Source organism: Limosilactobacillus mucosae (assembly GCF_013423865.1).
Lineage (GTDB): Bacteria > Bacillota > Bacilli > Lactobacillales > Lactobacillaceae > Limosilactobacillus > Limosilactobacillus mucosae.
The window spans coordinates 2,021,135-2,034,469 of record NZ_CP058954.1 but is presented as its reverse complement, the minus strand read 5'-3'; the positions used below and the strand labels follow the sequence as shown (position 1 = coordinate 2,034,469).

11 protein-coding genes are annotated in these 13,335 nt (G+C 47.6%); 6 read left to right on the top strand and 5 right to left on the bottom strand.

Annotated features, from left to right (window positions below; all coding sequences use genetic code 11):
• Positions 1-29 precede the first annotated feature (29 nt).
• From H0G69_RS10070 to H0G69_RS10055, 4 genes are all read right to left on the bottom strand, one after another.
• Positions 30-1,469, bottom strand: a complete 1,440-nt coding sequence (locus tag H0G69_RS10070) for a C69 family dipeptidase (RefSeq protein WP_143112527.1) — start codon at positions 1,467-1,469, stop codon at positions 30-32.
• Between the two features lie 162 nt (positions 1,470-1,631).
• Positions 1,632-3,437, bottom strand: coding sequence for a threonine--tRNA ligase (thrS, locus tag H0G69_RS10065; protein WP_034541113.1), 1,806 nt, complete (start codon positions 3,435-3,437; stop codon positions 1,632-1,634).
• Between the two features lie 337 nt (positions 3,438-3,774).
• Positions 3,775-4,596, bottom strand: coding sequence for a hypothetical protein (locus tag H0G69_RS10060; RefSeq protein ID WP_180304856.1), 822 nt, complete (start codon positions 4,594-4,596; stop codon positions 3,775-3,777).
• A gap of 149 nt (positions 4,597-4,745) precedes the next feature.
• Entirely contained in the window at positions 4,746-6,374 is a 1,629-nt protein-coding gene (locus H0G69_RS10055; protein WP_180304855.1) for an Nramp family divalent metal transporter, read from the bottom strand.
• 353 nt (positions 6,375-6,727) lie between these two features.
• Between H0G69_RS10055 and H0G69_RS10050 the strand changes: the two genes are divergently transcribed.
• The 6 genes from H0G69_RS10050 (at position 6,728) to H0G69_RS10025 (ending at position 12,875) form a co-directional block, all read left to right on the top strand.
• Positions 6,728-7,738: a zinc-dependent alcohol dehydrogenase family protein gene (locus H0G69_RS10050; protein WP_006500856.1), complete on the top strand. Its 1,011-nt coding sequence runs from the start codon at positions 6,728-6,730 to the stop codon at positions 7,736-7,738.
• A 140-nt stretch (positions 7,739-7,878) separates the two neighbouring features.
• A complete protein-coding gene (locus H0G69_RS10045) occupies positions 7,879-8,397 on the top strand; it encodes a TetR/AcrR family transcriptional regulator (protein WP_180304854.1) in 519 nt (172 codons plus the stop codon).
• A 1-nt stretch (position 8,398) separates the two neighbouring features.
• Entirely contained in the window at positions 8,399-9,457 is a 1,059-nt protein-coding gene (locus H0G69_RS10040) for an ABC transporter permease (RefSeq protein WP_180304853.1), read from the top strand.
• 11 nt (positions 9,458-9,468) lie between these two features.
• Positions 9,469-10,149: an ABC transporter ATP-binding protein gene (locus tag H0G69_RS10035; RefSeq protein ID WP_180304852.1), complete on the top strand. Its 681-nt coding sequence runs from the start codon at positions 9,469-9,471 to the stop codon at positions 10,147-10,149.
• A gap of 159 nt (positions 10,150-10,308) precedes the next feature.
• Positions 10,309-12,291 (top strand): ABC transporter ATP-binding protein/permease, encoded by a 1,983-nt coding sequence (locus H0G69_RS10030; RefSeq protein WP_180304851.1) that lies wholly within the window; start codon positions 10,309-10,311, stop codon positions 12,289-12,291.
• 122 nt (positions 12,292-12,413) lie between these two features.
• On the top strand, positions 12,414-12,875 hold the full coding sequence (locus H0G69_RS10025; protein ID WP_006500851.1) for an arginine repressor: 462 nt from the start codon (positions 12,414-12,416) through the stop codon (positions 12,873-12,875).
• A gap of 33 nt (positions 12,876-12,908) precedes the next feature.
• Here H0G69_RS10025 and H0G69_RS10020 read toward each other — a convergent pair whose 3' ends face one another.
• Entirely contained in the window at positions 12,909-13,205 is a 297-nt protein-coding gene (locus tag H0G69_RS10020; protein WP_045025473.1) for an ArsR/SmtB family transcription factor, read from the bottom strand.
• Between the last annotated feature and the right edge of the window lie 130 nt (positions 13,206-13,335).

Sequence of the window (13,335 nt, the reverse complement as noted above, 5' to 3'; positions counted from 1 at the left end):
ATCAGGGCTGTTTGCGTGTCAAGAAATGCCTAAAGATTAGGATCCATCTTGAAGGTCAGCTTGGACAGTTCAGCTCCCTTGGTCAGCAGGTCAAACAGGTGCTGCTGTGCACGGGTGTTAAAATGCTTGGCGATATCATGATTCTGCGAGGTCAGATAGCTGGTCAGTCGTTGCCCGTCAAGCTGACTGATCTGGTCATCGACAGCTTTGATCTTGCGTCTTGCCCAGGCCTGCAGCTCATCTTGAAAGTCCAGATTGTCCTTGGCAAATTCAGCATAATGGCTTTCAACGACGCTTGCCAGGGCCTCATTTAGCCAATAGGCATTGTTCAGATCCATTTTTTCTGGAAACTCGCGGTATGAGGCATCGGTATCATCGGCGTTGGCAAAGAAGGGCACATAGGCGCAAAAAGTCGGGACGCCGAACTCAACCCATTGAATGGCTTGAGCGGCACCATATGAATCATTGCGCGCCTGCAGAATATGCGACTGTGCCGTGCGGGAAAGCGCGATGGAACGGTAGCGCCGCCGCTGCTCTAAAGTACCGCTGCCCAAGGGATCATAAGGCGTTTCATTATAGTGTGATTTTAAAACGTACTGGATGTCTTCAACGCTGATTTTATGATCGGGCTTGCGAATAAAAGGCATATCAGCTGACTCGGGCGTTTGATCCTTGGTCAGACTGGGACTCAGATAGTGCTGGGCAAACCAGACGCGGGGCGTATTGTAGTGGTGGTCCTGTTTGGTATTGGTGCCGAAGATATGCCGAAAGTTCCAGCGCTCATCATCGGGATTGAGGTGGTTCTTTTCCACAAATGGTCGAATGCCATCTGCCCAGGCAAAATTCTGGCTGTCGCCAAAGTCAATGTCTTCAATGGCAATCTGATTGGCCGCCACGGCATAGCAGTCATCAGGAATACGCACGGCAACCCAGTAGTGGCCAGTAGCAATTTCCATGTACCAGACCTCATCTTGATCAATGAACTGAATGCCGTTGCCTTCCGCTGAACCGTATTTGGCAATCAATCGTCCCAAATAGTCAACTCCTTCGCGTGCCGAATGGATATAGGGCAAAACCAGGGTTGTCAGTGAATCTTCGGCCAGACCGTTTTTGACGTATGGATCATAGGCCAGCACCTTTGGATTGGCATAGACGGATTCCGTGGCACTTTCGCCAACGCCAGCCTCGTTAAAGCCGTCCTCTTCGTTGGGTCCCTGCGTCTGATCAACGCTTGGCGTAGCCGTATAGCGCATACTGTCAGCTGGCAGCGGCACGGTCAATTGATTATAAGCTGAGACATAGGCTGCCTGGCGATTCTTGACGGCCGGCCGAACCAGGAAGCGTTTGGGCTCAATTGCCTTGACGCGGTCCTCATTGCGCGAGATAAAAGTAGAGCCATCAGTTGAAGCATGCTTGCCGACCATCATTGACGTGCAGGCTGAATTTTTGAAACGATTCCATGGAGACATTTGATTCGCGACCTTTCTGATTTGAAATTTTCCCTATTATAACGCGTTTGATTCTAAAATGATGAAAGATCCATTTTATCATCCAAACGGCGAAAAAAAGCGCTTAATGAGGCTGAGAAGATAATAAAAAGCTGTCTGGCATCTGCCAAACAGCTTTTTTGATTAGTCTTCGCGTGAGTAGGTAGCAATATCGTGCAGAATTTCATCCATGAAGGCATCCACAGTCATGCCGTTTTGATCCTTTTCACCATACTTACGAACGGAAACTGAGTCGTTGGCCATTTCATCTTCACCGACAACCAGCGTGTATGGAACTTTTTGCGTTTGAGCTTCCCGAATCTTGTAGCCCATCTTTTCATTGCGGTGGTCAACCTTAGCCCGAATCTGAGCGGCCTTGAACTTCTTAGCCAGTTCGTCAGCGTAGGCACCGTGCTTTTCATCAGAAACTGGGATGATTACGACTTGTTCAGGTGACAGCCAGGTTGGGAAGGCACCCTTGTAGATTTCCGTCAGGTAGGCTACGAAACGTTCCATCGTGCCGACAACCCCACGGTGAATCATGACTGGCCGGTGCTGCTTGCCGTCTTCACCAACGTAGTGCAGATCAAACTTTTCAGGCAGCATGAAGTCCAGTTGAATCGTGGACATCGTTTCTTCGTTGCCCAGGGCCGTCTTGGTTTGAATATCCAGCTTTGGACCGTAGAAGGCAGCTTCACCCTCAGCTTCGTAGTAGTCCAGACCCAGTGAGTCCATGGCAGCCTTCAGCATGGATTGCGAACGTTCCCACATTTCATCGTTGGCAAAGTACTTTTCCGTGTTCTTAGGGTCACGGTATGACAAACGGAACGTGTAGTCGGTAATGTCAAAGTCTTTGTAGACGTCCATGATCAGTTTCAGAATCTTGGCAAATTCGTCTTGAATCTGTTCCAGAGCAACGAACGTGTGGCCATCATTCAGCGTCATTTCCCGTACCCGCTGCAGACCGGAAAGTGCGCCAGACTTTTCGTAGCGGTGCATCATACCCAGTTCGGCAATCCGCAGTGGCAGTTCACGGTAGGAGCGAATGTGGTGCTTGTAGACTTGAATGTGGCTTGGGCAGTTCATTGGCCGCAGTTCAAGCATTTCGCCATCACCCATGTCCATTGGCGGGAACATGTCTTCGCGGTAGTGAGCCCAGTGACCAGAAGTCTTGTAGGCATCCAGGTTCATCAAGACTGGCGTGTAGACGTGCTCATAGCCGTCAGCCAGTTCCTTGTCAATGATGTAGCGTTCAATCGTCCGGCGAATCGTTGCCCCTTTAGGCATCCAGTATGGCAGACCAGCACCAACCTTAGGATCAACGAAGAACAGGTCCAGTTGGTTCCCAATGACGCGGTGGTCGCGTTCCTTGGCTTCTTGACGAGCCTTCAGATCAGCTTCCAGATCGTCTTTTTTGTAGAAGACCGTTCCATAGATCCGTTGCAGCATTGGGTTGGATGACATACCCTTCCAGTAGGCGCCAGCCACGCTGAGCAGCTTGTAGTTCTTAACCAGGTTGGCATATACCAGAACCGGTGCATTGGCAACAGCCAGCACGCCATCCAGATCGTACATGGCTACCTTGCCGTCCTTAGCGTTTTCGTTGATCAGTTCGGTTGAGAATGGGTCGTCCTTGACGCTGGCCAGGGCTTCTTCAACGCTGAGCTCTTTAAACTCAACCTTGGCTTCGGACTTGGCAATTGCCTTGATGGCAGCTTCCAGTTGTGGCAGTTCGTCAGCGGAAACCTGCTGTTCGTCTTTGTCAGAGTCAACGTAAAAACCGTCTTCTTCAGCAACGTCGGCACCCAGACGAATACCGGCAAATTCCTTTTGCAGAGCCGCTTTCAGCATCAGAGCGGACAGTTGACGCAGGGCGTCCAAACTTTCTTTTGAGTCGCGGTCAATCTTGTTGACTGAGCCATCGACGTTCATAACAGCAACTTGAGCCATGTAAAATCTCTCCTTTGTGGTAATAAAAAAACGTCCCTTTGATTGCCAAAAGCAATCAAAGGGACGTTGGTTGATAACATAATCAGCGTGGTTCCACCCTAATTTACGGCGCACTAATGGCGTCGCCTCATAAGTGTGGTAACGGGCACGACCCGACTGACCTTATCTCGGCCAGTGACAATTCAAAAAGGTGGTACGCTGATGTGCTTGGTCAACGGTACTTCCAGCCAAGGTACCGACTCCCTGGATAACCAGCCGCATCAGGCATGTCCTTTGTCATTAGTTTGAATTATATGCACCTGACAAGAGCGTGTCAAGACCGTTTTATAAATCCTGGCTACTGTGCAGCACTGGATTGAGTCGGGGCACCGGTATTGCTGCTGACAGATTCTGAAGACGTATTGTTGTTGGCAGTAGATGAACCGCCGTTGCCGCTGCCGGTATTGTCAGCGTTGCCGCCTTGATAGCTGCTGTTGCCATTGCCAGCCGTCTGATTATTGTTGTTGATAGTCGTCTGGCTGGATGAGCTGGCTGCTGGAGCAGATGATGAATTCGTCGTAGTGTTTGGTACGTAATAGGAATCCTGATCATTGGTGTCGTAATTGGCTTCATAAGATGAGCTGGAAGAAGAATGCTTCTTTTTGTGACTGCTGGACTTCTTTGAGCTGCTGGATTTTTTCTTAGAAGACGTGGAGACGGTCGTATCACTGGAATTATCGGTTACGGGGTCCTGCTGCTTGACGGCAAAGACGATGACCATGACGACCAAGACTGCCAAAAGGATTCCTAGGGCAATTTTAAATGGGCGATGGCTAGGCTTTTTGTTTTTTGGCTGTTTGTTTTTGCCGGATTTAGCACCTAAGCCAGTTATTTTAGCGGCACTTGCCTGACCATTGCGAGCGCTCAGCCGTTCCTGACTGCGGCTGGAACGCGTACCATTAGTGGTTAGCTGAGCTTTGATATTCGGATCGGCATTGCTCTGTGATGAGCGCTTGGCTTGCTTATCAAGCTTAAACGTTGGCGCAGCTTCTTTTTTAGCCGTACGGTCAGCTTTTTTATCGAAGAAGAAATGCGTCTTTTTTTCTGGGCGCTTGTTTGGTTGATCATATAGTTCAACTCGGGTTGGGCGCCGCTTTTCTTTATTATCGTGGTTGTCCAAAATATTCACCTCAAAGTTATTTTGGCCGCGCAGTCAGCATAACGCGGCTGATGCCTAAACACAGGCTATTATACACCAAAAATATCAAAAACCGCTCGAACCAAGGCGTTCAAACGGTTTTTTATTGATAAATTAAAATATTTGTTTTATTAATCTTGACTGGCTGGTTTTTGACCATCCTTATGTTCCCAAGGATGATGGATACCTTCTGCGATCAAGCGCTGGTTACCCTTGTACATGTCGTAGATCGTCCAGGCCAGTAGCATGATAATGACTACAATGGCAATCCAGGCCAGCAGATCAGACGTACTCTTTTGCCAGATGCCAAAGCTTTCAAAAGTATTTGGCAGGTTGTAGAGGTTTAAGAATGCCAGCGAAATAACTGACAGCCAGCCGCAGACTTTGACCCAGCCGGTATTTCTGAACTCGCCCATCTCGTCTTTACTGTCAGTCATCAAAAGCAGTGGCAGCATTGAGAATGGCAAAGCGAAGGCCAAGAAGACCTGGGAGTTTTCCATCAGCATGTTTAAGGCCGCGTGTTGTTGAATAGCATTGTCTTTTGCAGTAAAGGCCACGCACAGCAGCACGGGAACGACTGAGATCAGACGCGTGACCAGCCGCCGAGCCCACAATGGCATCTTCATGTGCACAAAGCCTTCCATGATAACTTGACCAGTCAAGGTACCGGTAATCGTAGAGTTTTGACCAGAAGCCAGCAGCGCAACCGCGAACAGCGTTGACAGCAGACCGGACTTGGCTACTGAGATCAGAATCGGGTTGCTCAGCATTGACGTGTTGCTCAATGCCTCGTATAGGCCAAAGAAAGAAGTATCCTTAACCGTACCAGACTTAAATACGGCAACCCCCATGATCAAAAGCAGACAGTTGACCAAGAAGGCCGCTGACAGCTGAATGTTGGAGTCCCAAGCCGTAAAGCGAATCGTCTGCTTGATGTCTTCAGCATTGGTGTGGTCGATCTTGCGCGTTTGTGAAATAGCTGAGTGCAGGTAGAGATTGTGAGGCATTACAGTTGCCCCGATGATCCCCAAAGAACCTGACAAAGGAGTAATGCCTAAGCGTTCCGGACTGGTAGCAACGGCCTGAGATGAAGGAAGCAGACCAGCAAAAGCAGCACCCCAGTTTGGATCGGACAAGGCAACCTCATAAACAAAGACGAACAGGATAACCAGGATCAAACAGACGACAATGGCCTCGATCTTGCGGAACCCAATCTTAGTTAAGAGCAGCAGCACCAGAACGTCCAACACCGTGATGAAAACGGCAACGGTCAGTGAAATATGGAATAAAAGATTTAAGGCGATGGCTGCCCCAATAACTTCAGCAATATCGGTTGCCATAATTGCAAGCTCGGTCATAATCCATAAGACAATCCCGAGCGCCTTCCCTGTACGAGCTCGAATGGCTTGCGCCAAGTCCATTTCACTCACGATCCCAAGTTTAGCAGCCATGTATTGAAGCAGCATCGCAATCAAACTTGAAATCAGGATGGTCGTCATTAAAGTATAACCGAATGCCTGACCACCAGTGATCGAAGTAGACCAGTTGCCGGGATCCATATAGCCGACAGCCACTAATGCGCCAGGTCCAGAATAGGCTAAAAGAGTCTTCCAGAAACCTTTACCTTTTGGAACTTCAACGGTGCCGTTGATTTCTTCAAGTGATTTGCCGTTAGCATACTCAATCAGTTTGTGCTTGCGGCGTTGGTCATTCGTGTTGTTATCCACGGTAAACCCACCTTTCTTAATTAAACTTTGCATTACCCAATAAAAAACGTTTAATGCAATAAAACACCTTTGTTAGGCTAACATAAAAATTAAAGTCCCGCAATGTAAGAATGCCTATCTAACGGTATTTTACAGCATTTTTACATTGATAATCAAATGATAGCAGTCTTGATATGCTTAATATTGAAACGCTTACGTTTTTTTGTCGCGAAAACTTCAAAAAAAATTAACCACTGAAAATCAAGCGTTATCATATGGTTAAACGATTGCTGAATGTCAAACGATTATCAAAAAAGATGATAACCGGTTGACACATACTTGAGATCTGGATTATACTATTGGCAAAATTTAAATTAATGTTTTCACAAAGAAAGAGGTATAAATCGATGAAGGCACTTGTATTACAAGGTATTAAAGATCTTGCCGTTCAAGAATATGACGTTCCTGAAATCAAGCCAGATGAAGTTTTGATTCACACGGCCTACGCTGGTATCTGTGGTACTGACAAGGCACTGTACGCTGGTCTGCCAGGCTCTGCTTCAGCCGTTCCACCAATCGTACTAGGTCACGAAAACTCTGGTGTTGTAGCCAAGGTTGGGGATGCCGTTACCAATGTCAAGGTTGGCGACCGTGTGACCGTTGACCCTAACATCTACTGTGGTCAATGCAAGTACTGCCGCACCTCACGTCCAGAACTGTGTGAACACCTGGATGCCGTTGGGGTTACCCGTGACGGTGGTTTTGAGGAATACTTTACTGCTCCTGCCAAGGTTGTCTACCAAGTTCCTGACAACGTTTCTTTAAAGGCCGCTGCCGTTGTTGAACCAATTTCTTGTGCAATGCATGGTGTTGACCTGCTGACGACGCACCCATACCAAAAAGCACTGGTTCTGGGTGATGGCTTTGAAGGTCAGCTGTTTGCACAGATCCTGAAGGCGCGTGGAATTCATGAGGTAACGCTGGCTGGCCGCTCTGATGAAAAGCTGGCTAACAACCGTGAACACTTTGGCGTTAAGACGATCAACACGACCAAGGAAGAAATTCCAGCCGATGCGTTTGACATTGTCGTTGAAGCCGTTGGTCTGCCACAAACGCAGGAACAATGTCTGGCAGCCGCTGCTAAGGGTGCTCAAGTACTGATGTTTGGTGTTGGTAACCCTGACGCTAAGTTCTCCGTCAACACTTATGATGTCTTCAAGAAGCAACTGACGATTCAAGGTGCCTTCATCAACCCATACACGTTTGAAGACTCAATTGCTCTGCTGGCTAGCGGCAAGGTTGATCCATTGCCACTGTTCTCTCACGAACTGGCATTTAATGAAGTTGAAGACTTTGTCAGCGGCAAGTTGGGCAAGGTTTCCAAAGCCGTTGTCAAGGTTGGTGGCGAAGAAGCCTAACTCCTTTAGATAAAATGTTCAAAACGGTCGTCAAAATGACGGCTGTTTTTTTTTGTTCCTCAAAGTTGACACGGTGTCACTATCGCGGTATGATCACATGGTAGATGACACGGTGTCACTCAATAGGGAGGGAAATTCAGATGCCAACCAGTACTTTTGAAAATTTAAATCATGAAAAACGGCAAAAAATTGAGCAGGCGCTGCTGCATGAGTTCAGTGAGCATTCACTGGCAACGGCACAGGTAGCACGGATCGTTAAAGAGGCTGAAATTGCTCGTGGTGCATTCTATAAGTATTTTTCCGATTTAAAAGATGCCTATCAGTATCTGTATGCCAAGGCAATGCGAGATATTCACCAAAACGTGGCAACTACGCCGCATCAGTTGATGAGTGCCCAGGATTATTTTGAACAGACGCGTGAATTCGTCCAAAAGGTCCATGGTAGTCGCTATTATGATCTGATCAAGCTTCATCTGCGGTGCAATGAAGGAATGCTGCCGCTGCGCCCGGTCTCAAGGATTCCGGCTTTGCAGTGGACCATCATGACGATCAATCATGAGGCAATCAAGGAGTGTCTGAATTTTCCCGCTGAACAGACAATGATTTTACAGCGTTTGTTGCAGGCTCTGCAGCGCTTATTAGAAAACGAAGGTGATTAAAATGTTTCTGGCCGTTAAGGAAATTCGTCATGAGAAGTTAAGATATGGTCTGATTATTGGCATGATCGTCTTGATCGGTTATTTGATGTTTATGCTGATGGGCATGATGCTGGGGCTGGCCAATGAAAATACGGCCGCAATCGATTCATGGGATGCCAAGAGCGTGGTTTTAAACAAAAATTCTAATATCAGCCTGAGCCAGTCGCTGATCGCCAAGCAGGATCTGCCTAAGCCGAATAATCACCAGGCATTAGTCGGCCAGACGCCGGCAGTGATTGAAAGAGCCAAGGGAGCGACTGACAAGCAGACGATTCAGTTTGTTGGTCTGGACAGCTCGCAGTTTATCTACCAAAAGAAAATGAAGCTCAGCAGCGGTCACAAGCCGCATGGTAAAAATCAGGTCGTCCTCGATGAAGGATTAAAGAGTAAAGGCTATCGGTTAGGCGATCAGATCACGCTTAACGGCAGCACGCAAAAATATCGGGTCGTGGGTTTTGCCAAAGATGCCAAGCTGAATATCGCCTCAATCGTCTATGGCAGCCTGACAACCTGGCAAACGCTTAAAGGAACGGGTGATCAGTTCGCGGCCAGCGGAATTTTTTCTGATCAGAAGCAGACGGTCGAAAATAAGAATCTCAAGCAATACTCCATCGGTACCTTTATTGAAAAACTGCCCGGCTATGCAGCGCAGAATATGACCTTTGAGTTTATGATCGCCTTTTTGATGGTGATCTCGCTGATCGTTATCACCGTTTTCCTATATATTCTGACGATGCAAAAGATTCCTAACTATGCAGTCTTAAGAGCACAGGGAATTCCGGCAGCTTATCTGATCGGGGCAACGATTGGTCAGGCGGTGATCTTGATGGTCAGCGGTACGCTTGGCGCATTGCTGCTGATGATCGTTTCCAAGGCAGCAATGCCAAGTTCGGTGCCAATGCTGATCAATTGGCCGCTGACTGGGATCTTGAGCCTGGCATTGGTTGTATTAGGCGTTGCCGGTTCATTGCTGCCGGTCCGCATGATCAGTCGAATTGACCCCTTAGATGCAATGAGATAGAGGTGAGCAGGATGACGGCAATTGAATTAAAAAACATTAACAAAGACTATGGAACGGGCATCAGTAAGGTTCAGGTGCTTTCAGACGTCAGCTTCAAGGCGCACAGCGGCGAACTAAGCTTGGTTTTAGGACCTTCTGGATCAGGCAAGAGTACTTTTTTGACGATTGCTGGTGGCTTGCAGCGGCCAACCAGCGGGCAGGTGCTGATTGATGGTCAAGACATCAGTCGATTTTCTGAAAAGCAGCGAGACGAGATTCGCTTAAATCAAATCGGGTTTGTACTGCAGTCTTATAATCTGCTTTCCTACCTGAGCGTTGCGGATCAGTTTGCCCTGGTTGATCGCGTTCACAAAGGAAACCTTAGTCCGGATCGGCTTGAGAAGCTGCTGCAGGAACTGGGGATCGATCAGCTGGTCAACAAATTCCCCGATGAGCTTTCAGGCGGACAGAATCAGCGGGTCGCCATTGCCCGTGCGCTGTATACCGATCCGGCAATTATCCTGGCTGATGAACCAACGGCTGCCTTGGATAGTGAGCGGGTCAAGGTTGTAGGACGCTTGATGAAAGAAATGGCCAAGCAGTATGACAAGGCAGTGGTCGTTGTTACTCACGATTTGCGGTTAAAGGATTTTGCTGATCGCATCTATCAGATTATGGATGGCAAGATGATCGAGCAGCCGTTGAATGCTTAGATAACTGCAGATTTTATATTAAAGCGCATTATACCGGTCAATGACTGGAGTAATGCGCTTTTGACTTTACAGGCTGACAAGAATAATTGCCCGAATAGACTGGATCTTTTACAATTTGAGAGACAGTTTTTGAAGACAGCAGAATGTAAGGAGTTTGTTATGGCATATTTGGAGCTTCATGATATCCATAAGTCATATTTCCTGGGAAAAGAAGAGTTTCCGGTTCTAAAAGGGATCAATCTTGAATTTGAACGGGGAGAATTTGTCTCAATCCTTGGAGAATCTGGGGGCGGAAAATCGACGCTGATGAACATCATTGGCGGACTAGATCGTGAATTTGATGGTGAAGTCATTGTTGATGGTCAAAAGCTGGATCATCGGCAGGAAAAACAGATGGATAACTATCGGCGGGCAACGATTGGCTATATCTACCAAGCCTATAACCTGATCGCGCATCTGACGGTTTTAGAAAACGTACTGATTTCTTTGGATATGACGGACCTAACGGCAGAAGACCGCAAAAAGCGTGCAGTATCGCTGTTAGAAAAAGTTGGCCTGAAAGATCAGCTGCGTAAATATCCGCATCAGCTATCCGGCGGTCAAAAACAGCGCGTTGCCATTGCCCGAGCCTTAGCCAGCGATCCACAGGTCATTATCGCTGATGAGCCGACTGGAGCCCTGGATCGGCAGAATACGCAGGAAGTATTGGAATTGCTGGACAGCATTGCTAAAGACGGCAAGCTCGTGATTGCGGTAACCCACTCTCAAGACGTTGCCAACCACGGGACACGGATCGTTCATTTGGCAGATGGCGTTATTGATGGCGATCAGCGCTTGCGGCCAGCCTATGATCTGCCGCAGGACCCCACGCAGCTTAATTCGCGTCCGTTACCGGCATTGGCCAGCTTTAAGACGGCTTTTAAGCATTTTAAATATAATTTTTGGCGCAACTCGCTGATTATGCTGGGAACGGCGATCGGTTTGTTTGCCGTGCTGCTGTTCAGTGGTCTGGGCAATGGCGTCAACGGCTACATTGAAAATCAGATCAATTCGCTGGCTAATCCACAGGTTATTACGGTTCTGCGCAATACCAACGGCAAAAAGATGAATCAGGATCAGCTGCAGGCTTCAATGCAGAACATGGCAGCCAATCCACAGGCAATGTTTTTGAAAAATCAAGACTTAAACCGCTTGAAAAATATTGCCGACGTAGCAAAGGTTCAGCCGGGGTACTCGATTGCGGCTTATAAGATAAACTATCAAGACAAGGTGCAAAGCGGTACCAACCTTAACAGCTGGAGCAAGGCCTATACCACGAACTCAATCAAAAAAGGCCACGTACCGCATGCCAATCAGATTGTTTTAAATAAGCAGCAGGCGATTCAGCTGGCCGGCGCAAAACATTATCAGCGCTTGTTGAATCAAACCGTGACGATCACGTTTAACTGGGTCAATGCTGACGGCCAACCAACGCAGTCAACGCGGGCCGTGAAGGTAGTCGGCTTTACTTCGGGAGTTTCGGCAACCACGGCGATGAGCTATCAGACAATCAAGAGCATGCTCAATGAAAGCGGCGCGTCAACGCAGCCCAACTATGCTGCCGTCAGTGTGAAATCGCTGGACCGGGTTGATAAGACGGCGACTAAGATCAATAATCTGCGGGATATAAAGACCAACAAGCGAATTTTAGGCGCCATTACGGTTGGTTCGATGCTTAAGACGGTCAACACCTACGTTCAGCTGGCAACGATCGTCTTGGCAGCAATTGCCGGGATCTCCTTATTGGTATCGGCTTTGATGATTATCGTAACCATGTACATGTCGGTTTCAGAACGAACCAAGGAGATCGGCGTGCTGCGGGCATTAGGTGAACGCAAGGTGGACATTAGGCGTCTGTTTACCGCTGAATCACTGTTTATCGGCTTTTTCGCAGCGATTTTGGCTTTGGTCCTGGCGTATGGCGCGCAGCTGATCTTGAATCATGAGCTGTACCACTTGATCAAGTACGATATCGTTCAGATTTCACTGGGCAACGTCTTGTTTGCTTTGGTCAGCGCCTTGCTGATTGCTTTTCTGGCGGCCCTATTGCCAGCCCGGCGTGCCGCAAGATTAAATCCAATCAAGGCTTTGGCGGCTGATTGATTGCATAATATTCAAGCACCAGCTGAAAAAAAGCCGGATAAAAACGGCAGACTGGCTTTTAAGTGCTTTCAATTCATAGTATTATAAAAGCAGTGAATTATTATGCATATTGGAGGGGTACAATGGATCGTAAAGAAAGACGTCAATTGATTCAAGAACTGGTAACGCAGCAGCGGATCAACACGCAGCATGATTTGTTGGCAATGTTGGCTGAGCATGGCATTGATGCTACCCAAGCCACGATTTCTCGCGATATTCACGCTCTGAACATCGTCAAGGTTAGTGATCAGCATGGACATACCTACTATTCAATCCTGCATACCCATGCGGATGAATATCAGCGGCTGTTTGATGGCATCAGTCACAACGTTGAGAAGGTCACCAACGTTCAATTCATCAATGTTATTCAAACGACATTGAACTCCAATTATGCAACCGTACTGGCGGGCCTGTTCGATAATGCGCAGCTTCCGGAAGTCGTTGGTACGCTTGCCGGTAATGATACGCTTTTGACCATCAGCAAAAATAATGAGGATGCTCAGGCAATCAATCGTTTGATTAAAGAGCACATGACCGAAGACTAAAAAAGCGCACTGGATTTTTTCCAGTGCGTTTTTTTATGATGATTTAACGATTTTTTCAGCATGACTGACGACATCGGCAATCAAAGTCATGACTTTAGGATCCTGTAAATGATAGATGATGGTCTTGCCATGCCGAATCTGCTTAACCAGCCCATATTTGCGCAGCAGCTGCAGTTGATGAGAAACAGCTGACTGTTCCCAGTTTAAGGCTTTGCTGATTTCGGAAACGCTCATTGAATGCTGAATCAGCAGATACAGCAGCTGCAGTCGTTTGGGATGTCCTAAGAGCTTGAACAAACGGCTGATTTCATCCAGGTCTTCGATTTCCATTGAACGGTAATTGATCACAACACCACTTACTTTCTTGGTAACGATGTACTAAATGTTATGCTTTCAATAATAGGTCGCTGCCATTTAAAATTCAAGCAGCGTAAACGGCGTGCCAAACGTTAGACATGAT